The sequence below is a fragment of the Natronococcus occultus SP4 genome, assembly GCF_000328685.1.
GTDB classification, from domain to species: domain Archaea; phylum Halobacteriota; class Halobacteria; order Halobacteriales; family Natrialbaceae; genus Natronococcus; species Natronococcus occultus.
Genome location: NC_019974.1, coordinates 2,803,023 through 2,828,916 on the forward strand (window position 1 = coordinate 2,803,023; position 25,894 = coordinate 2,828,916).

Sequence of the window (25,894 nt, forward strand, 5' to 3'; positions counted from 1 at the left end):
GACGAGGACGGCAGTCGGAACCCGAAAGGCGACCAGCGCGGCGAGGAGGGGGCGACGAATCCGGACGTACGGGAGATCGGCTCGAGCGGAGAAGCGATACTGGCTCGTCGTTCACACTCGACCGCAACCGACGTAACGACGCGGCCCGTCAGTAAACGGCGTATGCGAGATCCAAGCGCGGACGAGCCGTCCGTGGACCACCCGGCGGCGGAGATCCAGGTCGTCGTCGTGGACCCGGATGACGTCGTCGAGGCGTTCGAACGAAACTACGCCGAGGAGAACTTCCGGCGAACGCACGTGCTTCGGCTCGTGCCACCGTTCGAGGAGGAACAGCGCGCGGAGCCGTACGTCGAGGACGGTCCGAAGCGGTATCCACCGGACCGGGATCCGGAACCGATCCACCTCGATCCCGCGACGTTCGTTCGCAACGAGGCCGGGGTCCACCCCAACGAGACGCACCTGACGGTCCCGACGCGGGAGCAGGCCCGATCGGCGGCCCACGACGATCACGGTGAGGACGCAAGCGAAGCCCTCGTCGACGAGTACCACGAGGAGGCCCTCGAGGAGTGGGAACGACGGGTGCGTAACTCGCTGGTCGACGCGGTCCGGATCCACTTCGATCACGGAACCGCCGACGAGATCTGGACCGAAGCCCGGTACGAGGCGGCCGAGGAGTGAGCGGTCGTCGGGGCCGTCGCCGCTCGCGCGGCCGACGATCAGCTCCCGCCGTCGGTTTCGAGTTCGAACTGCTCGTTCTCGGCGACGGCGTTGAGAACGATACTGGTGTTGGACCGGTTGATGTCAGGGTCCGTGACCAGCGCCTTGATCTGATCGTTCATGTCGTCGGTGTCTTTGAACTTCCCGATCGCGATCACGTCGTAGTCGCCGGTGACTTCGTAGACAGACAGCATCTGGCGGTGGTCCCGCAGGGTCTCGGTGATCTCGCCGAGCGCGTCGCCCTCGACCTTGAGCTGCATCACGGCGGTCACGTCGTAGCCGGCGGCGTCGTAGTCGACGATCGGCGTGTAGCCGCGGATGACCCCTTCGTCCTCGAGATCGGAGAGGTGATTCGAGACGGTCGTCACGGAGACGTCGAGCTCCTCGGCGAGACTCCGAAGACTTGCCCGTCCGTTACCCAACAGTGCGTTCACCAGGTCTCTGTCTAGGTGTTCGTACGTCACTGTGTAGACCGTCTCGCTTCCGGTACTATGAAGTTACGAATGTCAAATTATTCGCCGGGGTATTGCGAAAGGAAAGTCTCTTCTCGCTGGCCCGTTCGTCAGGCGCTCGCCGAGGCGAGCGCCTCGACGTCCCGGTCGCGGGGCGGGGCGAGCCGAACCGCGCACTGCTTGAAGTGGGGCTCTTTCGAGCGAGGGTCGACCGCGGAGAGGGTCAGCTCGTTGACCGCGGGGTGGTGGATCGGGAGCCAGACGACGCCGTCCGGGATCGACTCGTCGGCCTCGATCCGCACGGTGATCGACGCCCGTCGCGAGGCGACCCGTGCGTACCTGCCGTCCGGACCGCTCTCGAGGACGTCCCCGACGGCGACGGCCGTCGCGGGGCTGAGCCGGGCGGTCGGCGGCCCGTCCTCGATCGTCCGAACGCCGGTGTTGTAGGCGTCGGGTCGGCGCGCAGTCGTCAGCGTGAACGGATAGTCGTCGTCGGTCGGCTCGGGCAGCGGCGCCGCCTGACCGTCCGAAAAACGGGCGCGATCGGACGGGGTCGGGAACGACCACGCCGCCGGGTCGTCGCCGGCGCCGTCCGTCGCGTCCTCGTAGTACCGGTACCCGCCCGCGGCGTCGGGCTCCGGCGCCGGCCACCGCACCGCCAGCTCGGCGTCGAGGCGGTCGTAGGAGAGCCCCGAGAGGTCGGCGGGGGTTCCCTCGGTCATCGCAGCGAGCTCTTCGAAGACCGGTTCTGGTTCGGGCGGATCGTCGAACAGCTCCGGTGCGAGCCGGTCGGCCAGCGAACCGATCAGCTCGAGGTCATTTCTGACGCCCGCAGGCGTCTCGGTCGCAGGCCGAACCCGCGAGACGGTGCGTTCCATGTTGGTCGTCGTCCCCGCGGACTCCCCCCAGGTGGTCGCCGGCAGGACGACGTCCGCGAGCTCGACGGTCTCACTGCGAAAGGCGTCCTGGACGACGAGGAAGGCGTCCGCGAGCGCCTCGCGGACGTGCGTCGCGTCGGGCATCCCCGCGACGGGGTTGGTCGCGACGGCGTAGACGGCCGCGACGTCGTCGCCGATCGCGTCGACGATCCCGACCGGTCCGGGCCCCGGCTCCGCGGGCAGCCGCGATTCCGGCACGCCCCAGGCCGCCGCGACGTCCTCGCGGGCCGCGGGGTCGTCGAACGGCCGGTGGCCGGGCCAGGTTCCTTTCGAGGAACACACTCGAGTCCCCATCGAGTTCGCCTGCCCGGTCAGCGAGAACGGACCCGATCCCGGACGGAGGTTCCCCGTCGCCAGACAGAGGTCGATCAATGCGCCCGCGGCCGCGGTGCCGTCGACGCTCTGGTTGATCCCCATCCCCCAGTAGACGAGGCTCCGGCTCTCAAGGGCCGCGGCGAGTCGGTCGACGTCGGCCATCGAAACGCCAGCACGCTCGGCCGCGCGTTCGGCGTCCGGGAGCGACTCCCGGAGGCCGTCGAACCCCTCGGTCGCCTCGGCGACGAACGCCTCGTCGACCCGGTCGGTTTCGACGATCCGGGCCAGGACCGCGCGGGCCAGCGCGAGGTCGCCGCCGGGTTCGAGCGGAACGTGGCAGTCGGCGACCTCGGCGGTCTCGCTTTCGATCGGATCGACGACGAGCAGCTCCGACCCGTCCTCGTCGGCGGACTGGTTGATCCACCGGAAGAGGACGGGGTGGGCCGCGGCCGGGTTCGCCCCCCAGACGAGGTGGGTCTCGGCTTCCGGAACGTCGTCGTAGGTCGGCGGTGGCGCGTCGCTCCCGAAGGCGTCGTAGTAGGCGGTCACCGCCGAGGCCATACACAGCGTCGTGTTGGCGTCGTAGTACCGGGTGCCGATCCCGCCGCGGGCGAGTTTGCCGAGCGCGTAGGCCGCCTCGTTGGTCTGTTGGCCACTACCCAGTACCGCGACGCCGTCGGGGCCGTCCTCGAGCGCGGTATCGAGCCCTTCCGCGGCCCGTTCGAGGGCGGTTTCCCAGGTCGTCGCCACCAGTTTCCCGTCCCGGCGAACGAGCGGTCGGGTCAGCCACTCGCCGTCGGGGTCGGCAGTCTCGCTGATCCCGCGCTGGCAGGCCAGTCCGCTCGAGACCGGGTGCGAGGCGTCGCCACGGACGCTCTCGAGGCCGTACCCTCGATCGACGGCTCGCTGGACGTGCCCGCAGCCGACCGCACACCGCATACAGGTCGTCGGGACGAAGTCGGTCACCGTCGCTTCCCCCCACTGTTCAAACGTCTCGAATGTGGTTTACAAACGGTGGCCAAGACAACTTCTGGTGAACGGAATACGGACTTATCCATGGGGAAGGGATACGTATGGAGGAACTAAACGCTAATCGTTTACAATTCGTTACTTCTCCCCTACGCTTTCGGGAAGGTCGAACATACCCCTACGGATATGGAGAATATAAGGTCGTGATCTCTCGGGAGTTCTCGCTCGGAAACAGTCCCCGATGATATTGTATATCGCATATATTATTACCGGATTGTACAATAGACACTTATCTTGAAGATCGATAGTATACTGCCGAATGATCAGTACCTACTTCTCTTGAAACCCATTACGGGAATTTTATATTACCTAAATAGTATTTCTTAGTATATTCATTATAGTACGATCACAGAACCTGGCTTTCCGTCGGAAGCGAGGACGGGCCGTCGCGTCCCTGTGTCCCGTCGACTCGTCGCGCTCGATCCACTCGAGCAGGACGAGAGCGTCCCGAACGCGACCAGGGTCGGACTCGTCGGCCGCCACCGGTCTCGCTCGTCTGTACTCAAACGCCAGGAGAGTGCGTCGTGAACGGAGTTTGCGCTGGTATCGGGTGGCGAAGGCGATCAACCGTACGTTTTTGTCGGTCTATGGGAAACGAGTGACCATGTCACTGGAAGACGACTCCCTGGAGTATCACGAGGACGACCCGCCCGGAAAGATCGCCGTCGAGACGACCAAACCCACCAACACTCAGCGGGAGTTGAGCCTGGCGTACTCGCCCGGCGTCGCCGGGCCGTGTCGCGCGATCGCCGACGATCCCGACGACACCTATCGCTACACCGCCCGCGGGAACCTGGTCGGCGTCGTCTCGAACGGGTCGGCCGTGCTGGGGCTGGGCGATATCGGACCGGAGGCCTCGAAACCGGTGATGGAGGGGAAGGGCGTCCTGTTCAAGCGGTTCGCCGATATCGACGTCTTCGACCTCGAGCTCGAACACGACGATCCCGACGCCTTCATCGAATCCGTCGCCGGCATGGGGCCGACCTTCGGCGGGATCAACCTCGAAGATATCAAGGCTCCGGAGTGTTTCACGATCGAGGAACGGCTCCGCGAGCGGATGGACGTTCCGGTCTTTCACGACGACCAGCACGGCACCGCGATCATCAGCGGTGCGGCGCTGTTGAACGCCGTCGAGATCGCCGACAAGGAGCTCGAGGAGATCGAGGTTGCGTTCGCGGGCGCCGGCGCGGCCGCCGTCGCGACCGCCCGCTTCTACGTCTCGCTGGGCGTTCCGCGCGACAACATCACGATGGCCGACATCGACGGCATCCTCACGACCGAACGGGCAGAGTCGGGCGATCTCGACCCCCACAGCCGGGAGTTCGCGCGCGACGTGCCCGCCGGCGGAGTCGCCGAGGCGATGGCTGGCGCCGACGTCTTCGTCGGCCTCTCGGCGGGCGGAATCGTCGACGCGGAGATGGTCCGATCGATGGCGTCGGATCCGATCATCTTCGCGATGGCCAACCCCGATCCCGAGATCAATTACGAGACGGCGAAGTCGGCCCGCGACGACACGGTGATCATGGCGACGGGGCGCTCGGACTACCCCAACCAGGTCAACAACGTGCTGGGCTTCCCGTTCATCTTCCGGGGCGCGCTCGACGTCCGCGCGACCGAGATCAACGAGCCGATGAAGGTCGCCGCCGCCGAGGCGCTGGCGGCGCTGGCCCGCGAGGACGTTCCCGACAGCGTGCGGGAGGCCTACGGCGACCAGCCGCTGCAGTTCGGTCCCGAGTATATCCTCCCGAAGCCGATGGATCCCCGGGTACTGTTCGAGGTCGCGCCCGCGGTCGCCGAGGCCGCGATGGAGTCGGGGGCCGCCCGCGTCGAGCTCGAGCGCGAGCCCTACACCGAGGAGCTCGAGGCCCGGCTGGGCAAGTCCCGCGAGATGACCCGGATCGTCCGGAACAAGGCCAAAAGCGACCCCAAGCGGATCGCGCTCGCGGAGGGCCACAACGAGAAGATCATCCGCGCGGCCTACCAGCTCGCGGAACGTGGCCTCGCCGAGCCGGTGTTGATCGGCGACGAGGCCGAGATCGACCGCACCGCCGCGGAGCTCGGGCTCGCGTTCGACCCCGAGGTCGTCGACCCGACCGCCGAAGCCACCGACGAGTACGCCGAGGCGCTCTACGAGCAACGGAAACGCAAGGGCGTCACCCGGCGGGAGGCCGCCGACCGCGTCCGGGACAGCAACTACTTCGCGTCGGTGCTGGTCCAGCAGGGTGCCGTCGACGGGATGCTGACGGGGCTGACCAACCACTACCCATCGGCGCTGCGCCCGCCCCTGCAGGTGATCGGCACCGCCGAGGACGTCGACCACGCCGCGGGCGTCTACATGCTCACGTTCAAGAACCGCGTCGTCTTCCTGGCGGACGCGACGGTCAACCAGGATCCCGACGCCGCGACGCTCGCGGAGGTCACCCGCCACGCCGCCGACATCGCCCGGCGGTTCGACGTCGAACCGCGGGCTGCCCTGCTGTCGTACTCCGACTTCGGCAGCGTCGACAACGAGGGGACCCGCAAACCCCGGCAGGCGGCCCGCCAGCTCCGCGAGAGTCCGGCAGTCGACTTCCCGGTCGACGGCGAGATGCAGGCCGACACCGCCGTCGTCGAGGACCTCCTCGAGGGAACCTTCGAGTTCTCCGAGCTCGACCGGCCCGCGAACGTGCTGGTCTTCCCGAACCTCGAGGCGGGCAACATCGCCTACAAGCTGCTCCAGCGACTGGGCGGCGCCGAGGCGGTCGGGCCGATGCTCGCCGGAATGGATCGGCCGGTTCACGTCCTCCAGCGCGAGGACGACGTCAGAGACATCGTGAACCTGGCGGCGGTCGCGACGGTCGACGCACAAGAAGAGGGGTAGCGAGCCCTCGTCGCACGTGTCGGCTCCGTACGCCGAAACTCACGCGTTCGTGGATTCGTACAGCTCGAGTTGCTCGAGCAGTTCCGAATCGCGCGCAGCGACGACCGCTTCCGGGTCCTTGTCGTCCCAGTCGTAGACGCCCTGTCCGGTCTTCAACCCGAGATCGCCGGCTTCGACGAGTTCCGTGACGACCGGATTCGGATCGGTACCGCGATCGAGCGCTTCCATGAGGTACGACTCGATGGCGTAGTGGACGTCGATCCCGGACTGGTCGACCTTCTCGAAGATCCCCATCGACGGCAGCCGAAAGCCGAACCCGGCCTTCACCGCTTTATCGATGTCTTCCGCGCTCGCGACACCGCGATCGAGCAACGAGAACGCCTCGTAGCACATCGCCATCTGGATTCGGTTGCCGATGTATCCGGGAACGTCCTTCTCGACGGTGATCGCCGTTTTCCCGAGACCGTCGAGAAACGCCGTGACGGCCGCCGCGAGATCGTCGTTCGTCCGCTCACCCTTGACGACCTCGACGAGCGGGACGATGTGGGGCGGGTTGAACCAGTGCGTGCCGAGAACCCGCTCGGGGGCGTCCGCCGCAGTCGCGATCTCCGTAATCGAGAGTCCCGACGTGTTCGACGCGAGCACCGTTTCGGGGCTCGTTAACTCCGATAGATCCTCGAACACCGTCCGCTTCACCTCGAGATCCTCGGTCACGGCCTCCACGACCAGATCGGCATCACCGACGACCGTCTCTAGCTCGGTCGAGTACGTGACGGCGCTGGTCGCGCGATCGAACGCCGCGTGGTCTATGCGACCTTCGTCGCGCAGCAACCGGAGCGTCTCCCGGATACGCTCTCGACCGGTCTCGAGTCGTTCCTCGTTCGCGTCGTGTAGCCCGACGTCGTACCCTTCGCTCGCGAACGTGGCAGCGATGCCGTGTCCCATCGTACCGGCACCAACGACTGCGAGTCGCTCGGGATCGAAACGGTCCGTCATTGTTTCCACCTCCTCGGAACGATACTTAAAATTCGTGATCTTCGCGGTCGGTCCGTTCTCTCCACACGGGGCTTAGGAGGTCACAGGTGAGGGTCGTCGGTACTGCGTACGGGGTACCCCGAGAAGTCCGAGCGATCAGCGTCGCACATACCCGACTTCCCTGTACGTGTGTCTGATATTTAAGGAGATAACCGATATATGATTTCGGAAGAAGAATTGCCGACCGAACGCTGCTTTCACGACGCTCGGTTGGAGGCGTTCGAGCCGGTGTCAGCGACGCGGGCTGTCACTTACGCGCCGCCCCTCGCTATTCCTGTGGGCCGTAGTCCGGACTGATATCCTCGCGGAGGCGGGCCTCCGCGGAGAGCTGGTGGGCGTGGGTGCCCTCGAGTTCGCAGATCTTCGCGGCCCAGGGGGCGATGCGGGCGGCGCCCTCCTCGGTCGCCTCCTGGTGGGTGAGGATCTTGAGGTAGGTGTTGACCGTGATGCCGCCGCTGTAGCGGGCGACCTCGAGGGTCGGCAGCGAGTGGTTGGTGCCGACGGCCTTGTCGCCGAAGACGACCGGCGAGTGATCCCCGAGGAACAGTGAACCGTAGTTGTAGAGGTCGTCGACGACCGAACGGGGCTCGTCGATCATCACCTGCAGGTGCTCGATCGCGTAGTCGTTGACGACCTCGAGGGCGTCCGACATGGTGTCGGCGACGACGACCTCGCCGTTTTCCTCCCAGCACTCGCGGGCGACGTCCTCGGTGCGCAGGTCGTTGGCCTGCTCGTCGAACGCCGCAACGGCGTCCTCGGCGACGTCGCGGTCGGTCGAGACGAGGATCGGCCGCGAGTTGGGGTCGTGCTCGGCCTGGGCGAGCAGGTCCGTCGCGACGAGCTCGGGGTCGGCGGTCTCGTCGGTCAGAATGAGTACCTCGCTGGGCCCGGCCAGGAAGTCGATGCCGACGTGGCCGAACACCTGGCGTTTCGCCTCCGTTGTGAAGACGTTGCCCGGCCCGGTGATCTTGGCGACCTCGGGAACGGTGTCGGTGCCGTAAGCCATCGCGCCGATCGCCTGGGCGCCGCCGATGCTGTAGATCTCGTCGGCGCCCGACTGGTCCATCGCGTACAGCTGCGCCGGCTGGATGCTCCCGTCCTCCTGGGGCGGCGCGCAGGTGACGATCCGCTCGACGCCGGCGACGTCGGCCGGAACGATCGACATCGCGGGGGCAGCCACGAGCGGGTGGCGGCCGCCGGGGACGTACGTTCCCGCGGACTCGACGGGGACGACCCGCTGACCGAGTGTGACGCCGTCCTCGAACTCCCGCTCAAAGCCCGAGACGTGTTCGCGCTGTTCCTCGTGGAACTCGCGAACGTTCGCGATCGTGTTGTCGATCGCCTCCCGCTCGGCGTCGGTCAGCTCCTCGGCCGCGGCCTCGATCTCGCGCTCGCTCACGCGGAACTCCTCGACCTCGACGCCGTCGAACCGCTCGGTAAACTCGTGGACTGCGTCGTCGCCGCGTTCCTTGACTTCCGAGAGGATGTCGTGTACCGAGTCCGTAACCTCCTGATCGATCTCGATCGAGGCGCTACCCGCCTCCTTGAGATACTCCACTGTATCGGACATGCTATCGAGTCTGGATAACACGATCGTGATATAAAAAACGTGGGATACGGTCGCAGGACACGCTCGGCGCGAGGGGCCAGCAGTTATTCGCCTGGAGGCGCAACTCGAGGCCGATGCACGACGAACGGACGATCATCGTCACCGGCGCAAGCGGTGGTATCGGGCGGGAGATCGCACTCACGCTGCTCGCCGAGGACGCGAACGTCGCGCTGGCGGCGCGGGGCGACGGAATCGAGGAGTCAGCGGCGATGGCCGACGCGGGCAACCGGGCGCTGCCCGTTCGAACCGACGTCACCGACGAGTCCTCGGTCGAGGAGCTGGTCGATCGGACGGCGGCCGAGTTCGGCGGAGTCGACGGCGTCGTGAACAACGCCGGGATCGCCGGCCCCACGGCACCGGTCGAGGACGTCGCGGCCGACGACTGGGATCGTACGATGGCGGTCAACGCACGGGGTCCGTTCCTGCTCGTGAAACACGCCGCGCCGTTGCTGGCCGAGAGCGACCGCGCGAGCGTCGTGAACATCTCCTCGATCAGCGGGAAGCGCCCGCTCGAGGATCGTACTCCCTACGTGGCCTCGAAGATGGCGGTGATCGGACTCACCCGCACGCTCGCGTTCGAGCTGGGAGACGACGACGTGACGGTAAACGCCGTCTGTCCGGGCGCGACGTCGGGGCCCCGAATCGACGACGTGATAGAGAAACAGGCCGAGCGACGCGACCTCTCCTACGAGGAGGCCAAAGAGGTCGTGTTCACCGACGACGCGGCGCTGGGTGAGCTGGTCGAGCCCGAGGACGTCGCCGAAACCGTCTCGTTCCTGCTGGGTCCCGAAGCGCGACGGATCACGGGCCAGGATATCAACGTCGACGCGGGAACGGCCTGGTACTGAGCCGACGCGGCGCTCACGCCTCCGGCTCCGGCTGGTCTCGGTAGGCGTCCGACAGCGGTTCGATGTCCTCGAGCAGCTCGACCTGTTTCGTCAGCGAGCTGATCGCGTACCGATCGCCGTCCTCGCCGTAGTCGACGATGTAGTACGGCGTGTAAACGAGCTCGAGCTCGTCGAGCGACGTCTCGGGTCGCCTGACTGGGCGGTACTTCCGGTTGATGTACCCGAACAGCCAGTCGTCCCACTTTTCTTCGGCCTCGCGCTCGGCGACCGACACCGGGACGACCCGGCCGTCGGGAGCCGTTCGGGTCTCGATCTCGGGGATGGTGACGTCGACCTCCCCCGCTCGGCCGGTGGCGGCGTCGATCCCCGCGACGAACCTGACGGTCTTCTCGCCGCGACCGATCCGATCGAAGACGACCGTCGTGTACGCGAGGTAGTCCGGATAGTACAGCGTGGTCACCCGCGGCTCGGTGTCCCCGCGTCCGAGCAGCGACTCGAGTTTCGAGCGGAGAAACGTCGTGAACGTCAGCCGATCGGTTCGTCCGGCGGCGTCGGACGGGTCGAGCCGCGGTTCGAAACACGGGAGTTCCATTACCGGTGACCAGCGGCGACGATCACTTAGCTGTTGGCGTCTCGCGGTCGCGTCCTCGAGAGTGGAGAGCAGCCGAGACCGCGAGTCAGTCGTCGCTCTCGACGCGACCCCCGTCGGAGAGCTCGGTGGTGCCCCGGAAGACCTCGTTGCGGTCCTCGACGGCCATCGGCTCGGTGAACTTACTGCCGAGGTACGTCGAGACGCAGCTCACGATGAAGCCGATCCCGCTCGAGGCGTAGGGGTTCTCGCTGTAGGGGAAGAGGCTGAAGCCGGCGATCGAGTCGTACAGCCCCATCTGCGGGCCAAGGTGGATCACGGCGTACACCGCGAAGCCGGCGACGAAGCCGATTATCGCGGCCTTCTTCGAGGTGGATTCGTCGAGGCTGCCGACGAAGTAGGGGCCGCTGTAGGCGGAGATGATACCGCCGATCCCGATCCACATGAACACCGACAGGTACTGCGGCGGCGTCATCACGGCCGCGACCGCGACGATGGTGACGACGACGGTCGCGACCCGGGAGATGAGCAGCGCGCGCTGGTTCACGGCGGGACTCGAGGGGTCACCGCCCTTCCAGGGAACGTACGTCTTCCGGTAGAGGTCGTTCGCGAAGATCTGTGCGACCGAGATGATGAGTCCGTCGGCGGTGGAGATGATCGCGCTGAGGATCGCAACTCCGAGGAAGGCGGCGAAGACGGCTGGCAGCGTCTCGATGAACAGCACGGGGATGATCGCGTCGGGGTCGGCGATCTCGATCCCCTGGGCCGCGCCCAGCACGCCGCCGAGGAACATCAGCGGGAGCGTCATGCCCGCGACCGCGGCGACGATGAAGAACTTCTTCATGTACTGGGTGCCCTTGATCGCGAAGAACTTGTTGCCCAGGTGGGGCTGGGCGGTAAAGCCGATGTGGCCGACGAACAGCAGGAAGATCACCCACCAGTTGGCGAAGATCGGGTTCTCGGAGTCGGTGTGGGTGTCCCACTGCTGGCCCGCATCGAGATTCGCGTTGACTGCCGAGACGCCCCCGTCGAACCCCCAGCCGGTGAGAAACATCGCGAAGATCAGGATCGTGATTCCGACCATGATCGCGCCCTGGACGGCGTCGGTGATGATGTCGGCGTGGCTGCCGCCGAGGGTCAGGTACAGCAACAGCATCCCGGCCGCGGCCCAGATCCCGACAGTGTAGTCGATCCCGAGGATCGTATCGAACATCCAGCCGGCGGCGACGATCTGGGACATGACGTAAAACAGCAAGAAGAGGGCGACGAGCGAGGCCATCAGTCGGATCACGGGGCTCTTGAATCGGTCACCCAGGAAGTCCGGAATCGACTGCGAGCCGGCCTCGTCACCGACTTTCTTCGTGATGCGGGCGACGAGCATGATGCCGAGGTAGGCGCCGATCGGGTAGATCAGCGCGTAGTAGCCCGCCTTGAATCCCATATCGTATGCCATCCCCGGGATTCCCATGAACGTCGAGCCGCTGGCGACGGTCGCTGCGTACGCGAACCCGAGCGCGAGGAAGCCGAACCCGCCCCGAGCCGTCGCGTAGTCGTCCTGCGTTCCCGTTCGCTTCCATCCCCAGTAGCCCAGTCCGGCGATGACGACGAGGTAGAACGCCAGAAAGAGCCAGCCGTAGGTAACGACGGCATCGGTCGTCGGCATCAGCGCTCACCCTCCGCCGTCGCCCGCTCCTCGCTGCGTTGCTCGATGAGGTCCTCGATCTTCAGGACCCATACCGCGACGATGAGGAAGTACAGTACTGTCGTCACTAGCAGCACCTGCATGACGTTCATTGGTACTACAACACAGTGGCCGCTACCGGAGTGATAAGTATAACGATTTTCTGGCAACGAGCCGGTCGGAACGGGCGGACGCTACCGACTCGCCATGCTGAGCTCGATCGCGTTTGCCGCACCGGTGACGATCTCGGGGAGCTCCTGAGTGAACCGCTCGTCGCTGAGGCGGTTTTCCGGGCCGGAGACGACGATCGACCCGAGCAGCTCCCCGTCGTCGACGACCGGACTCGCGACCGCGCGAAACCCGTCGAAGGTCTCCCCGTCGTTGAGCGCGTACCCTCGTTCGCGAACCGTCTCGAGCTCCGCCAGCAACTCGTCGGGATCCGAGACAGTCGTCTCGGTTCGCTCCTCGAGTGGCGTCTCGGTAACGATCTCCCTGACCCGCTCCTCGGGGAGGTGTGCGAGGATCGCCTTTCCGGCGGCGATGTTGTGCAGCGGGACGCGCTTGCCGATCTCGCCGTAGGGCTGGACTGCCCGATCGCCCATCGCCTTCTCGAGGTAGACGCCCTTGCCGTACTCCTCGACCATCACCCAGGCGATCTCGCCGGTCTCCTCGGCCATCTGCTCGAGGGAGGGTCTGACGACGTCGGCCAGCACCATCCGACTTTTTGCCTGCACGCCGTAGTGAAGACACTTCAGGCCGACGCGGTAGCGCCCGCCTTCCTTGATGAGAAACTCGTGCTCGGCGAGCGTCGCGAGGTGGTCGTGGGCGGTACTTTTCGCGATATCGAGCTCCTCGGCGACTGCCGTCGCGCCGCCCCCGTCGAGCCGGTGGACCGCCTCGAGGACGCCGAAGAGCGTCGAGGCCGATTTGACCGTCCGCGTTCGTTCGTCCGACATACGAACGCCTTTGAGACTGGATACCATAAGTCGCCTGATCACTGCCGTATCGGAACACCTATCCGCGATTGCCGAACGCGAGTTCGCGGTACGTCCGGAATATCGGTGATGCGTCCGCCTCGTCGATGCCTTCCGTTCGGGGTTGCCGAACGCGCTCCCGGATCCGCGATCGTTCACGATCGATCCATGAGGGGAAGTACTCACGAGGATCGGCTCCGGAAAATAGAAATCGACGCCACTATTTACATAGGTATGATCGTAATCCAAATCGCGTTCGCCGTCCCCGAACGGGTCGGAACCGGTCCGCATCCCAATTTGGGACGGACACACGTATAGCGGCTGGAGGTTCGCGATCGTCGATCGGATCACGGTGCGGTCGACGGGACCGAAACCGTCGCTACCGACGGAACGACTCGAGAACGCTCGAACGGTCGATCAGTGTCAGCAATCGGCAAACATAGTATCCGAATATTCCGGATAGGTTCCAATACAACGGGGACGGATCCGACTCGATTCGTGTCAGTTAGCGGCGCTACTCGTCGAAAGCGGCTCAGAAGTCGCCTTTGGTGATACGTACCGGAGACTCGGTCAGCATCGTCCGGAATATTCGGCGAGTTTGTTGGATCGAAAGGCAGTACGTTTATTGGCCCGAGCGCGCCAGAACAGCGTAATGACAGCCGACGTGCCGCTAACGACTGCCGCGAGGACGTTCGAAATACTCGAGACGATCCGGGAGCGAGGTGGGGCGAGCGTGAGCGAGCTGACCGATCTGCACGATCTCCCGAAGAGTACGGTCCACGACTACGTGACCACGCTGACCCGACTGGGTTACCTGACGAACGACGACGGGGAGTACGATCTCAGCCTCGCGTTTCTCGCCCACGGGACCTACGCGCGAAACGCCATCGCCCACGCCGACCGCGTCGAGCCCGCGCTCGAGGAGCTCGCCGATGAGACGGGCGAGATCGTCTGGTACATCGTCGAGGAGGGCGGCCGAGGCGTCTACGCCGGGAAGGGGATCGGACGTGACGCGCTCCAGCCCTACGCCTCGATCGGGACCCGCAGCGCCCTCCACACCATCGCGGGCGGGAAGGCAATCCTCGCGGCGCTCCCGGACGACCGCGTCGACGAGATCGTCGCCGAGCACGGGCTCGAGCGCCACACCGAGCGAACGATCACGGCCCGCGACGAGCTCGAGGACGCCCGTGACCGGATCCGCGAGCGGGGGTACGCGCTCAACGACGGCGAGAACATCGACGGCTGGCGCGCCGTCGCGAGCCCGGTCGTCCTCGAGGAGGAGCTGTACGGCGCGATCGCGGTCGCCGGCCCGAAGAACCGGCTCCGCGGGGAGTACTTCGAGGAGAGGCTACCGGAGCTGACGGTGGGAACGGCAAACGAGGTGCAGCTCCGGCTTCGAAGCGAGTCGGGAACGGGGTTCCGCTAGGTGAGCGGGACGACGTTCCGCTAGGTGAGCGGGACGACGTTCCGCTAGGTGAGCGGGACGACGTTCCGCTAGGTGAGCGGGACGACGTTCCGCTAGGTGAGCGGGACGACGTTCCGCTAGGTGAGCGGGACGACGTTCCGCTAGGTGAGCGGGACGACGTTCCGCTAGGTGAGCGGGACGACGTTCCGCTAGGTGAGCGGGACGACGTTCCGCTAGGTGAGCGGGACGACGTTCCGCTAGGTGAGCGGGACGACGTTCCGCTAGGTGAGCGGGACGACGTTCCGCTAGGTGAGCGGGACGACGTTCCGCTAAGTGAGCGGGACGACGTTCCGCTAGGTGAGCGGGACGACGTTCCGCTAAGTGAGCGGCATAACGATCGAGGCCACGAGCACGAGGAGTAGCCCGGAGACGGACATGATCGTCGCGACGGCAGAATACGTCTTGAACGTCTCGGCCTGCGTGATGCCCGCGATCTTGCTGACGGTCCAGAACCCGCTGTCGTTGTACCACGGCGCGATCATCCCGCCGAAGCCGACAGCCATCATCATGTAGACGGGGTGTGCGTTGAGATCGCCGGTCAGCGGCGCCATCATGGCCGCGCCGGTGAGGATCGCGACGGTACCCGACCCCTGGGCGACGCGGATCACGGCGGCCACGAGCCAGCCGGCGAACAGCAGCGGCAGGCCGAACTCGACGAGGCCGTCGGCAATGTACTGGCCGACGCCGGCGATCTCGAGCATCGCGCCGAACGTCCCACCGGCCGCGGTAATCGCGATGATGTTCCCGCCCGATTTGATCGACTCGGTCAGCTCGTCGCTAAACAGCGAGCGATCCCCGTCCATCTCCATCCGGAAGAACGTGAACGCCGAAAGCATCGCGGCCGCGGTCAGCGCGAAGTTCGGATCGCCGAGAAACGCCGCGAGGTCAGCGACGAACGCGTCCTCCCCCAGGAGCGCGTCGGTGATCGTCGCGGACGCGATGAAGACGACCGGGACGGCGATCGGGAGCGAGGACTCGAACAGCCCCGGGAGCTGGTCGACCGGCGTCTCGGCTTTCTCCTTGAGGCTCTCCGGGGACGAGCCCATGGCTTCCCGGAGCGGGAAGTCCTCGCGACTGTGGAGAAAGCGCCCGTAGACGATCCCGCCGAGCAGCGACGTCGGCAGCGCGAGTCCGACCCCGACCAGGAGCGCGAGCCCGACGTCGACGTCGAGTTCGGCGGACATCGCAAGCGGGCCCGGCGTCGGCGGCACGAGCATGTGCGTCGCCAGCGCCCCGGCACACAGCACCGAGATGTACAGCGAGAACTTCACGCCCGTCCTGGCTTTCATCGACCGACCGAGCGGCGCGAGAAGGAAGAAGACGTTGTCGAAGAACACGGGGATCGACAGCACGTAGCTACTGCCCATCAGCGCCCACTCGGACTGGTCCTCGCCGGTGAGCGAGCGGAAGGCGCGGACGATCCGCTCGGCCGCCCCGCTGTCCATCAGGGTCTTGCCGATGATCGCGGCCATCAGGATCGGGATCCCGATCGAGACCATCACGTCGCCGAAGGACTCGGCGACCTGCGCAGGGACCGCGTCGAACGCGATCTGTGGCGTCACGATCCCGATTGCCATCGCCGCGATGATCAGCCCGACGAACGCCGGCAGTTTCACCCACACTAACAGTACCACCGCGAGAACCAACCCGACGACGAACGGTATAAGCGGGTTTGAGAGTACCATGCACGAGCAACATCAGATCACGGGTACTTATTGATTAACATAATAGACGGTACACGTGGGCGAAGAACGCAACGTCAGACGCCCGAACCGTAATTTACTTGCAGTGTTATGCTGTCTGTTGTCTTATGACAGTCGTCGCCGCGGTCGACAGCGGAACGGGAGCGAGGACGGTCGCGGAAGCGGCCGCAACGCTCGCAGATCGGTCGGACGTCCCCCTGGACGTGCTCTCGGTCTACGAGGAGTCGGAGCACGAACATCTCGTCAACCAGGCGCTCGATACGGGCGGGTCGCTCTCCGACGAGGATCGACTGCGGATCGCCACCACGGCCGCGGAAAACGCCGCGGCCGACCTCGATCGGGAGTACGACGCCCTCGGGCGTCACGGCAAGCCCACGGTGGAGATCCTCGAGCACGCGAGCGACGTCGACGCGGAATACATCGTCATCGGGGGCCGACAGCGGTCCCCGGTCGGCAAGGCGCTGTTCGGGAGCGTCACCCAGTCGGTGCTGCTGGAAGCCGATCGACCGGTGGTCGTCGTTCCCGAACCGCCCGAGGAGAGCTGATCGGTCGGCGCTACTCGCGATCGTACGGATCGGGTGGAAGCTCGCCGTCCTCGAAGGACAGGGGCTCGAGCGGGCCGACGGTGACGTCCTCGCGGTCGGCGAGCTCCCGGGCGATGGGTTCGGAGACGACCAGCGCGTCGGGCTCCATCGTGCTCGGGATCCGGGCAGCCCGGAGTTTCTCGGGAGCGGCGATCCCGGTCGTCGAGCAGGCAACGATGAACGCCGTCGCGTCGTCGGGGACGACGAAGGGGAGCTTCGCGCGGTCCGTCTCGCCGCTCGTGACGATGTTGACGTACGTGTCCTCGAAGTCGATGTCGGCGACGTACTCTCGATGGACGAAGTCCGCGAGCCCGACGCCCAGGGCGTTCCCGTGGGACGGCTCGGTTAGCGAGCGGACGTACACCCGCGTGATCGACGGCGACTCGGGTTCGTCCTCGCCGTGGAACGAGTACCGCCCGAGGACGTTCGTGTCCATCCCGGTACCAGACTTGTCTTTCCCGGCCTCGTCGACGACGAGCAGGTCGAGGTCGTCGACGGGCAGCTGCGGGAAGTAGCCCCGGGCCTGCTCGAGCAGTTCGGGCTCGCGCTCGGGGATCTCGGCGGCGGGCACGCCCTCGATGTGGGCCGCGCGGTCGGCCGCGTTCTCCAGCAGGGCGATCCCGCCGACGATCGGCGTCTCCTCGAACAGGATCGCCGCTCGATCCCGGATCACGTCCGCGAACTCGGTTGCGATCGCCGCGTTGTGCAGCGATTCGGCCCCGCGGTGTTTGCCGAGCCCGATGACCGCGATCTTCGAGAGTCCGCTCTCGACGGCGCCGTTGAAGTCGGTGTGGACCTTCACACGGTTCGCGAGCAGGACAGCGTCGGCCGCGAGGGCGTCCTTCGCTGCGTAGACCGGACGGCCGAGTTCGTCCTCGCCGACGGCCTCGACGGCCATCGAGGATCGGATCTCACAGCCCATCCGTTCGGGCGTGACGCCCAGCGCCTCGAGGGTCTCGCGCTGTCCTTCGGCGGTCGCGCCGCCGTGGCTCCCCATCGCGGGGATGATAAACGGCTCGAGGCCCCGATCCTGTAGCTCGGCGACGGCGGCGGAAAGCGTCGCGGGCATATCGTGGATCCCGCGGCTGCCGGCCGTGACGGCAACCTCGGCCCCTTCCGGGAGCGAGTCGAAGGCGTCGATGTCGTCCACCGCGGCCCCGGCTGCGGCCTCGATGTCGTCGACCGCCTCGAGCTCCCGTTCGCGGCGTGCGACGGCGAACCGGGGTAAGTCCTCGATTCCGTACTCGTTGGTCGCCCGCAGGACGTCGGCGTCGGGGAACTCGAGGTTCATCCCGCATCCCCCGACGGAGCTCCGGCTCGCTCGCGCCGTCGCTCGGCCATCTCGGCGGCGACCTCGACCGCGTCGATCAGGCTCGCCTCGCTGGCGATCCCCTCGCCCGCGATGTCGAAGGCGGTGCCGTGGTCGACGCTCGTGCGGACGATCGGCAGCCCGATCGTGACGTTGACCCCGGAGACGGCGTCGCTGCTCGAGAACCCCAGCGTCTTGATGGGGATGTGGCCCTGGTCGTGGTACATCGAGACGACGCAGTCGTACTCCCCGCGGGCCGCCTGGACGTAGACGGTGTCGGGCGATTCGGGACCGTGAACGTCGATCCCCTCCTCGGCGGCGTGCTCGACGGCGGGGCGGATCTCGGCGTCGTCCTCTTCGCCCAGCAGGCCGCCGTCGCTGGCGTGGGGGTTGAGCCCGGCGACGGCGATCGTCGGCTCTGCGATCCCCAGGTCGCGCAGTCCCTCGTCGGTAACCCGGATCGTCTCGAGGACGTTCTCGGTCGTCACCAGCTCGCAGGCCTCCCGCAGCGGAACGTGCGTGCTGACGTGGGTGACGACGAGGTCGTCCTCGACGAGCATCATCGAGTAGTTCTCGGTATCGGTGTAGTCGGCGAGCATCCCGGTGTGGCCGGCGTACTCGCTGCCGGCCAGGCGCGTGGCCTGCTTGTTGATCGGCGCGGTCGCGATCGCGTCGATCGTGCCCTCGACGGCGAGCTCGATCGCGCGCTCGACGTACGCCAGGCTCGCCGCGCCGTACTCCTCGCGGACGACGCCGTACTCGAGCTCGTCGACGGCGTCGAGATCGAGGACGGGGATCGCGTCCGCGGCGAACGTCGCGTCCGCGACGGTGTCGACGGGTTCGATCTCCAGGTCGGCGCCCGAGACGTCGACGCCGGCGCGCATCACGCTGGCGTCGCCGACGACGATCGGGTCCGCGCGCTCGCACAGCGCCGGGTAGGCGGCAGCGACGATCTCGCTCCCGATACCGGCGGGGTCGCCCATCGTTACAGCGACGACTGGTCGCTCACTCTGGCTCATTGTTCGGAGCAAGGAAGCTCAGACAGTTAACGATACTCCTCCGGTCGCCGAACCCGCCCGCCTTCGTCACGATCGGCGTTCCCGCCGCCTGACCGTCCGCGAGGACGCCCTCGGGGATCCCGTCGACGACCGACTCGCCCGTGAGCTCGATCGTGCTCGCGGAGAGTTCCTCGAGGACGGCCCGCGCGATCGCACCGCCCGTCAGGAGCAGGCCCGCGGGCGGGGCGTCCTCGGTCGCCGCCGCGGCCGCGACGCCCAGCGCCCGCGCGACCCGCGGGCCGGGATCGACGCCCCGATCGGCCGCGGCCGTCCTCGCGCGCTCGACGTCCGCTCGCGACGTCGCACCCGTGAGGACGACCCGATCGCGGGTTCGACGCGCCTCCGCGAGCGCCGTCGCCGCCTCCCGTCCCGCGGCGTCGGGGTCGGCGACGGCCGCGGCGGGATCGAGTTCGACGAGGCGATCGTCGGGAACGGCCGCGAGCTGCTCGAGCGTGCGCTCGTTGACGCTGCCGACGATCCCGAGCGCGTCCGACCCCTCGTGGGTCGCTTTCGGGGGAGACCGCGACGAGTTCGGCACCGACACCGCGCTCGCCAGCCCGCCGCTGCCGACGTAGAGGACGTCGCGCTCGCAACGCCGAGCCCCGGCCGCGATCGCGTCCAGGTGGCGGTCGTGGATCGCGTCGCAGACGACGATCCCCGGGTCGTGGTCCGCGAGCGCCGACGCGACCGCGTCGGCCCCCTCGAGGACGGTCTCCAAAGACAGAGTGGCAACGGCGTGCTCGGACGCGTCGAACAGCCCGCGGAGATCGGAGTCGGTTCCGTAGTCGGCGTCCTCGAGTGGCTGCCCGTCGACGAGGTGGCGGCCACCGACCGTCACGCGACCGGTTCCGGGGAAGGCGGGTGCGACGACCGCCAGCTCCCGTCCGGTTGCCGCGAGCGCGGCGTCGACCTCCGCAGCGACGTTCCCTCGCAGCGTCGAATCGATCTTGTTGTAGACGATCTCGGGAACGGGATCGCGCTCGAGAACCGAGGAGACGGCCGCGGACGCGGCAGCGGGGTCGAGATCGCGACTGTCGAGATCGACCGCGAGGACGTCAGTGTCGGTCGCTGCGGATCGGTCGGCGGGCTCGGCGTCGGGATCTTCGACGACGACCCGGACCGCGTTTCCGCGGGCGGCGAACCCGTGGCCGGTATCCATCGCACCCGTAAAGTCGTCGGCGAGGACGAGTACGCTGCTCATGGCGACGTCTCTCGACTGCGTGTACAAAACGGTTCACCTCGTGTGCCACGGGAGTTCGGCGGACCGGAAGTGATATGAAGGTTTCTATACTATTTCCAGGTGGCTATTCCTAATAATGGAGTTATAGAACAATATTATCAAAACAAATCTGTTCTCGCCCGATGACGGCATTTCCGTCCTCTGACCGGAGCAGGACGCTGCAGATCGTCAGTAGAGAACAGGACGGGCAAGGAAATATAGTCGGTCTCGATGACCCACAACTCACCCATCCCGAACTCTCGAAACGACAGATACCGCCGCAACTGCCTAGAGCCGATCGGGCGGCGAGTGACTCGGTCACCCCCTTTACTGGGACAGACGAGATAGTGTTCTTACTAATCCACAATAGAAACCGATAGAAAAGTTCAACTTATATTATATCACCGCGGGCCGAACCTGGACCGTCACGCCGGTGAGACCACGAGGCGTCACGACAGACGCTCTCAGTCGTCCGCCGTCGCCAGCGGCTCGATCGCCGAGGACGGGACCGTTCCGTCGTCGTTCCACCCGCGAGCCTCGTAGTACTCCGAAACGGCCGCCTCGATGTCGGGGAGATCGTAGGGCAGCCGGTCGTCGCCCCGGTCGAAGCCCCGGCTGTTGTTGAAGTGGCGCTCGAGTTCGACCGTTCGCGCGCCGATCTCGAGCAGCTCCTCGTGGTCGGCGTCGAACAGCGCCTCGAGGCGGTCGTCGGTGACGTAGTCGCTACCGAACGCACAGACGATCCCCGTATCCCGGAACGCGGCTTCGTTCTCGCCCTCGACGAGCGCCTCGGCCTTGCCGAGCGTCCCCTCGGGATCGATGCGGCCGCCGTACTCTGCGGACATTACACGGGACTCGTACATGTGGTCGCCGCCGCGGTTCGCGACGGCATACGAGAGCCCCTGCCCGTTGAGAACGCGTCCGTCGTGTGCGGCTAGTTCCATCCCTTTGACGGCGTAGCTGTCGACGCCCAGCTCGTCGTGACAGCGCTCGACGCCCTCGGCGAGCAGGTCGCCGATCCCCTCCCGGTAGGCGATCCGCTCGGTCACGTCGTGAGCGAGCTCGGCGTTGCCGAACTCGTCCTCGCTCGCGAGGTAGGCCGCGACGGTGACGCCCGCGGAGATGGTGTCCATCCCGAGGGTGTCACAGAGATCGTTGCTCTTCATGACGTCGACGATGTCGCCGACGCCCTGCAGGGAGCCAAACGAGTAGACCGTCTCGAACTCCGGCCCCTCCGTCTCGAGGCCGGTTTCCTCGTCTCGGGTCGGCAGCTTGCAGGCGTACGCGCAGGCCGAACAGGCTCCTTTCTCGTACTTTTTCTCCTCGACGGCGTCGCCGCCGATCGCGTCGGCGTGTTCGAACTCGTACTCCTCGAAGTACCGCGTCGGCAGCGAGAAGACCTCGTTGATCATCTCGGTGTTGCCGGTCGTCCCCTGTCGGCGCATCAGGTCCTCGGACTCGGCCGCCTCGCGGTGGATATCCATCTCCGGCGGGTTCGGAATTTCGATCGACGGGGCCGCGTCACCGTCGAACGTAATGCACTTGACGTTCTTCGCGCCCAGCACCGCGCCTAGCCCGCCGCGGCCGAACGCCCGGTGATCGTACGTCATCACCGAGGCGAACCGAACCTGATTCTCACCGGCGGGTCCGATGGCGACGCAGTGTTCGGGACCGAGGCCGTGGCGCTCTTCGACGTAGTCGGAGGTCTCCGGGACCGTCGCGTCCTCGAGTTCCGGAACCGCCTCGAACTCGACGCGCAGGCGAGACGCCGTCTCGCTACCCGACGGGTCACACTCGTCGCCCCCGTCGGTCACGTGGACGGCCAGCAGCTCGTCGCTCTCGCCGACGAGTTCGAGGACGCTGATCCCCGTGTCGACGAAGTTCCGGGAGAGGTAGCCGCCAGCGTTCGTCGAGACGAGGCCGTCGGTAAGCGGCGACAGCCCCGTCATGTTCATCCGACCGGTGAACGACATCCGTGACTGCTGTAAGGGCCCGGTCGAGAGGTAGAGCCGGTTCTCCGGTCCGAACGGATCCGCTTCGAACGGAATGCGGTCGTGAGCCAGCGCCGTCGCGACGGCCCGACCGCCGACGAGGTCCTCGAGATGGTCGTCGATACTCGTCTCGGTCGCGGTTCGCTCGCCGACGTCGATGGTCAGCAGTGGCCCTTTCGCACGAAGCATAGGTGAGTAATCACGAATGAGGGGCTTAAGGATTCGCCGGCGTTCCATGCTGGAACGGTCTTCCTTATATACGTCCTCAGAAGACTTTCATGGTGGTGGAGGGCTCTGAGAGTATGGAGTCGCTCAGCAGACGACAACTGCTCGGCGTGCTGGGCGCCAGCGCCGCGGGACTCGCCGGGGGTGGCTACTGGTACGTCCGTGGCTCCGACGCAGTGGACTGTCCGGAGTTCCTCGAGCCGGACCGGGAGTTCCGGGAATCGACGTCCGAGGCCTGGTCGGAGCCGATCGTCGACGACGGGACGGTCTTCGTCGGCGGCGGAGCGGGGATCGTACGGATGAGCTCCGGATCTCGAATGTTCCGGCTGCTCGCGCTCGAGCCCAGCGGGGAGCCGAAGTGGGTCGCCAGGCGCGAACTCGCGGGCGGGATCGGACGTCCTCGACCGACCGACGACCGCGTGTTCGTATCGACCGGCGCGAACACGCTGCTCGCGTTCGATCGCGAGACCGGAGGACTCGAGTGGGAGTTCGACGCGGGCGGCAACGTCGAGGGACACATGGGTGTCGTGACGCTCGTCCACGACGACACCGTCGTCGCTTCGGTCAACGATCCGAATCACGACGAGCTCGAGGGATCGAACGCCGTCGTCGGCGTCTCGACGAACGAGGGCGAACTCCAGTGGACGACCGAACTCGACGCGTCGGTCTCGAACGGACTCGCGTTGTTCGAAGGAACGGTCGTCGTTGCCACGCGGGCGGGAACGCTGGTGGGTGTCGACCCTGAGACGGGTGATCGACGGTGGGAGGGAGACCTCGAGGGTGGCGTCGACTGGACCGGCAGCCCGGTCTCGTTCGCCGGGAGCGGGTGGATCCCCCGGGAGGACGGAACGGTAGTCGGGTTCGATCCGGAGTCGGGAACGATCCGCGATCGCCTCGCCAGCGACCGGGGTGACGACGAACGCGAGAACGAGACCGACGGGTTCGTCCGGGCGATGCAGGGCTCCGACGACGCGTTGTACGTCGGCAACCTGGACGGCCGCGTGACCGCGTACGACGCCGACGGATCCGAACGCTGGCTGTACGAGGGTCTCGAGCGTATCGCCGCAATGAAAACGGACGGCGACGCCGTCAGCGTACTCGACCAGCGCGGCGTCTACACTGAACTCGAGCCGGAAACTGGGGACGTGTCTCGAGCGTTCTTGCTCGTCGATGTCCGAGACGACGACCGGTGTGGCCACTTCCCCTCGGAGAGACGTTTCGGCGGGTTCGCAACGATACGGCACACGCTCGTGGTCACGGGCCGGGTTGCGTTCGGAGCGAAGACGTATCGACTCCCACCACCCGGATGACCCCCTGGGACGCTGATATAGAAAGAGTTGAAATAGCTTATCTAAAGACAGTTAACTCAGGCTTACTTTCCGAACATTAGCTCTAGAGACATCAGAGGGCTGTTTTCGGACGGGGTGATAGTGCATGTCGATCGTCGGCTAATTACTATATAATAACAGTACTGTCTTCCATACTGACTGGTATCGATGACCGAGAGATCCAACGGCCGACGACGGTTTCTCGCTGCCTCCAGTGCAACGGCGCTTGCGGCCATCGCTGGGTGTATGGACCAGATGAACGCCGCGCTTCCGAACCGCGGAGACGGCAACGGTGACGACGGCAACGGCGACGACCCGACCGGTACCGGAACGGACACCGAGGACGGCGTCGAACCGCCCGAGCTCGCGGTCGAGACGGAGTACGACAGCCGCGAGGAGTACGGACAGCCCGGCGAGGGGCTCGAGGACTTCGAGGATATCGACGACTGGGATGTCGTCGACGGGTCGGCCGAACCCGACGAGGACGTGTACTTCGACGGCTCCCAGAGCCTCCGGCTAACGGCCGAGGACGGAGGAAACGCCGTCGTCGAAACGGAGCTCGAGACGACGGATATGAGCGAGCTCGATCTCTCGATGGCCGTCCGGACGTCGACGCCCGGCAACGTCGCGATCGAGATCCAGCTCCAGGACATCTACGGCGGGTACGCCAGCCACCAGCTCCGGTCGGTCACGTACCGGACGTCCGACGTCGGGTGGTTCCGGACCTGCCCCGGCTTCTTCGAGCAGAGCTCGACGCCGCTCGAGCGCGACGCTATCGACACCGTCCAGATCATCGTCCACAACACCGGGGACGCGGAGGTCTGGGTCGACGACCTTCGCACCCACGAGAAACCCGATTCGGGATACGTGTTGCTCTGTTGGGACGACGGGTTCGACGATTTCTACGACGTTGCGAGCCCACTGCACGACGAGTACGGCGTCAACGCGGTTCAGGCCGCCGTTCGACAGTGGACCAGAGACCAGCGAGAGGGGATCATGACGATCGACCAGCTCAAGGAGCGTCAGGAGGCGGGCGACCAGATCGTCGCCCACGGAACCCACACCGAGTTCACGGATCTCAGCGACGAGGACCTCGAGGACGCCCTGACTACGGACAAAAACTGGGCCGTCCAGGAGGGACTCGAGGGCGGGCACTACCTCGTCTTCCCGCACAACGATTTCGACGATCGAGTGCTCGATATCGTTTCGGACTACTACTACGCGGGTGGATTCAACCAGGCCGGCGACGCCAACCTCACCGGCGTCACCGGCTTCGATCCGCTGGCGATGCCCCGGACGATCGGCCACGATCTCGACATTGCAAAGCGGTGTGTCGACCTCGCCGCGGCCCACCGCCAGTGTACGATCCTGAACTTCCACGCCTTCGACCAGGACAACACGGTGTCCGAAGCGGAGTACGAGAAACTCCTCGAGCACATCGACGACTCCGACGTGGAAGTAATCGATTTCGACGATCTCTGGACGATGCGCCGAGAGGGACACTGAGTGGCCGGCTCTCGGTGAGTGGCCGGCTCGATTCCCGCTGCCCGCTTTGCCGTCTGGCTCCCTCGTGGTCGGTGTGCAAACCGTTTCAGTTGTTACTATAGCTGCCGGGGGTGTGTTGATAGTTCTCAAAACACGGCTTCGCAAATGACTATTGGTGACGCAACTCAAAACAACACTTTATGCCTGCACCACCTTTATCTATCTATGAGGACAGGTCCATATCTTCCTGGCACTCCCGACGTAGAGTCGTACGAACCGCTGTTGCGGCGCCAGACCGCGCTGCTCGCTTTCGTCATCGCGTTTACCCTTCTCGTCTCGACGGGTCTCGCGCTCGATGTCTACTTCGGCTACTAACGTTTGCGATCGACGACGCCGTCGCCCTGACGGCGGCGGACAACTCTCTCCCGCCCTTCTCTTTTGCCGAATTCGGCCTCGCTCTCCGGACCGACTGTCGCTCCC

The 25,894-nt window shown here is 66.0% G+C and carries 21 protein-coding genes; 8 read left to right on the forward strand and 13 right to left on the reverse strand.

Annotated elements, in window-relative coordinates; genetic code table 11:
• Positions 1-162: 162 nt before the first annotated feature.
• Positions 163-678 carry a hypothetical protein gene (locus NATOC_RS13995; protein ID WP_015322107.1) on the forward strand — a complete coding sequence of 172 codons (516 nt, stop codon included), beginning with the start codon at positions 163-165 and terminating at the stop codon, positions 676-678.
• A 38-nt stretch (positions 679-716) separates the two neighbouring features.
• Here the strand turns inward: NATOC_RS13995 and lrp are convergent, their stop codons facing one another.
• Positions 717-1,181 (reverse strand): HTH-type transcriptional regulator Lrp, encoded by a 465-nt coding sequence (lrp, locus tag NATOC_RS14000; RefSeq protein WP_015322108.1) that lies wholly within the window; start codon positions 1,179-1,181, stop codon positions 717-719.
• A gap of 98 nt (positions 1,182-1,279) precedes the next feature.
• On the reverse strand, positions 1,280-3,388 hold the full coding sequence (gene nasA / locus NATOC_RS14005) for an assimilatory nitrate reductase NasA (RefSeq protein ID WP_015322109.1): 2,109 nt from the start codon (positions 3,386-3,388) through the stop codon (positions 1,280-1,282).
• A 667-nt stretch (positions 3,389-4,055) separates the two neighbouring features.
• Here nasA and NATOC_RS14010 point away from each other — a divergent pair.
• Positions 4,056-6,311: an NADP-dependent malic enzyme gene (locus tag NATOC_RS14010; protein ID WP_015322110.1), complete on the forward strand. Its 2,256-nt coding sequence runs from the start codon at positions 4,056-4,058 to the stop codon at positions 6,309-6,311.
• Positions 6,312-6,350: 39 nt separating this feature from the next.
• On the opposite strand, the gene NATOC_RS14015 is transcribed toward NATOC_RS14010, so the two are convergent.
• Both NATOC_RS14015 and hisD read right to left on the reverse strand, forming a co-directional pair.
• A complete protein-coding gene (locus tag NATOC_RS14015; RefSeq protein WP_015322111.1) occupies positions 6,351-7,307 on the reverse strand; it encodes a 3-hydroxyacyl-CoA dehydrogenase family protein in 957 nt (318 codons plus the stop codon).
• A gap of 307 nt (positions 7,308-7,614) precedes the next feature.
• Entirely contained in the window at positions 7,615-8,916 is a 1,302-nt protein-coding gene (hisD, locus tag NATOC_RS14020) for a histidinol dehydrogenase (protein ID WP_015322112.1), read from the reverse strand.
• A gap of 113 nt (positions 8,917-9,029) precedes the next feature.
• Here hisD and NATOC_RS14025 point away from each other — a divergent pair, with 113 nt between their 5' ends.
• Positions 9,030-9,803 carry an SDR family NAD(P)-dependent oxidoreductase gene (locus NATOC_RS14025; RefSeq protein WP_015322113.1) on the forward strand — a complete coding sequence of 258 codons (774 nt, stop codon included), beginning with the start codon at positions 9,030-9,032 and terminating at the stop codon, positions 9,801-9,803.
• Between the two features lie 13 nt (positions 9,804-9,816).
• Here the strand turns inward: NATOC_RS14025 and NATOC_RS14030 are convergent, their stop codons facing one another.
• The 4 genes from NATOC_RS14030 to NATOC_RS14040 form a co-directional block, all read right to left on the reverse strand.
• A complete protein-coding gene (locus NATOC_RS14030) occupies positions 9,817-10,395 on the reverse strand; it encodes a hypothetical protein (protein ID WP_015322114.1) in 579 nt (192 codons plus the stop codon).
• 85 nt (positions 10,396-10,480) lie between these two features.
• Positions 10,481-12,055 (reverse strand): sodium:solute symporter family protein, encoded by a 1,575-nt coding sequence (locus NATOC_RS14035; protein ID WP_015322115.1) that lies wholly within the window; start codon positions 12,053-12,055, stop codon positions 10,481-10,483.
• Positions 12,055-12,177 carry a hypothetical protein gene (locus tag NATOC_RS23075; RefSeq protein ID WP_281170465.1) on the reverse strand — a complete coding sequence of 41 codons (123 nt, stop codon included), beginning with the start codon at positions 12,175-12,177 and terminating at the stop codon, positions 12,055-12,057. Before NATOC_RS23075 ends, NATOC_RS14035 begins: the two co-directional genes overlap by 1 nt.
• 90 nt (positions 12,178-12,267) lie before the next feature.
• Entirely contained in the window at positions 12,268-13,029 is a 762-nt protein-coding gene (locus tag NATOC_RS14040; RefSeq protein ID WP_015322117.1) for an IclR family transcriptional regulator, read from the reverse strand.
• 670 nt (positions 13,030-13,699) lie between these two features.
• On the opposite strand from NATOC_RS14040, the gene NATOC_RS14045 reads away from it, so the two are divergent.
• Positions 13,700-14,473, forward strand: a complete 774-nt coding sequence (locus tag NATOC_RS14045) for an IclR family transcriptional regulator (protein WP_015322118.1) — start codon at positions 13,700-13,702, stop codon at positions 14,471-14,473.
• Between the two features lie 356 nt (positions 14,474-14,829).
• On the opposite strand, the gene NATOC_RS14050 is transcribed toward NATOC_RS14045, so the two are convergent.
• Positions 14,830-16,197, reverse strand: coding sequence for a GntP family permease (locus tag NATOC_RS14050; RefSeq protein WP_015322119.1), 1,368 nt, complete (start codon positions 16,195-16,197; stop codon positions 14,830-14,832).
• 125 nt (positions 16,198-16,322) lie between these two features.
• Here NATOC_RS14050 and NATOC_RS14055 point away from each other — a divergent pair, with 125 nt between their 5' ends.
• A complete protein-coding gene (locus NATOC_RS14055) occupies positions 16,323-16,760 on the forward strand; it encodes a universal stress protein (protein WP_015322120.1) in 438 nt (145 codons plus the stop codon).
• A 10-nt stretch (positions 16,761-16,770) separates the two neighbouring features.
• Here NATOC_RS14055 and NATOC_RS14060 read toward each other — a convergent pair whose 3' ends face one another.
• From NATOC_RS14060 to NATOC_RS14075, 4 genes are all read right to left on the reverse strand, one after another.
• Positions 16,771-18,090, reverse strand: coding sequence for a hypothetical protein (locus tag NATOC_RS14060; protein WP_015322121.1), 1,320 nt, complete (start codon positions 18,088-18,090; stop codon positions 16,771-16,773).
• On the reverse strand, positions 18,087-19,127 hold the full coding sequence (gene pdxA / locus NATOC_RS14065) for a 4-hydroxythreonine-4-phosphate dehydrogenase PdxA (RefSeq protein ID WP_015322122.1): 1,041 nt from the start codon (positions 19,125-19,127) through the stop codon (positions 18,087-18,089). Before pdxA ends, NATOC_RS14060 begins: the two co-directional genes overlap by 4 nt.
• Positions 19,114-20,367 (reverse strand): four-carbon acid sugar kinase family protein, encoded by a 1,254-nt coding sequence (locus NATOC_RS14070; RefSeq protein WP_015322123.1) that lies wholly within the window; start codon positions 20,365-20,367, stop codon positions 19,114-19,116. The genes pdxA and NATOC_RS14070 overlap by 14 nt, the downstream gene beginning before the upstream one ends.
• A 482-nt stretch (positions 20,368-20,849) precedes the next feature.
• Entirely contained in the window at positions 20,850-22,565 is a 1,716-nt protein-coding gene (locus NATOC_RS14075) for an aldehyde ferredoxin oxidoreductase C-terminal domain-containing protein (protein ID WP_015322124.1), read from the reverse strand.
• A gap of 113 nt (positions 22,566-22,678) precedes the next feature.
• On the opposite strand from NATOC_RS14075, the gene NATOC_RS14080 reads away from it, so the two are divergent.
• From NATOC_RS14080 to NATOC_RS21950, 3 genes are all read left to right on the forward strand, one after another.
• Positions 22,679-23,911 carry an outer membrane protein assembly factor BamB family protein gene (locus NATOC_RS14080; protein ID WP_049888935.1) on the forward strand — a complete coding sequence of 411 codons (1,233 nt, stop codon included), beginning with the start codon at positions 22,679-22,681 and terminating at the stop codon, positions 23,909-23,911.
• 186 nt (positions 23,912-24,097) lie between these two features.
• Complete coding sequence (locus NATOC_RS14085) at positions 24,098-25,435, forward strand: polysaccharide deacetylase family protein (RefSeq protein ID WP_049888779.1); 1,338 nt, start codon at positions 24,098-24,100, stop codon at positions 25,433-25,435.
• A gap of 204 nt (positions 25,436-25,639) precedes the next feature.
• Positions 25,640-25,789 (forward strand): hypothetical protein, encoded by a 150-nt coding sequence (locus tag NATOC_RS21950; protein WP_015322127.1) that lies wholly within the window; start codon positions 25,640-25,642, stop codon positions 25,787-25,789.
• Positions 25,790-25,894: the final 105 nt, after the last annotated feature.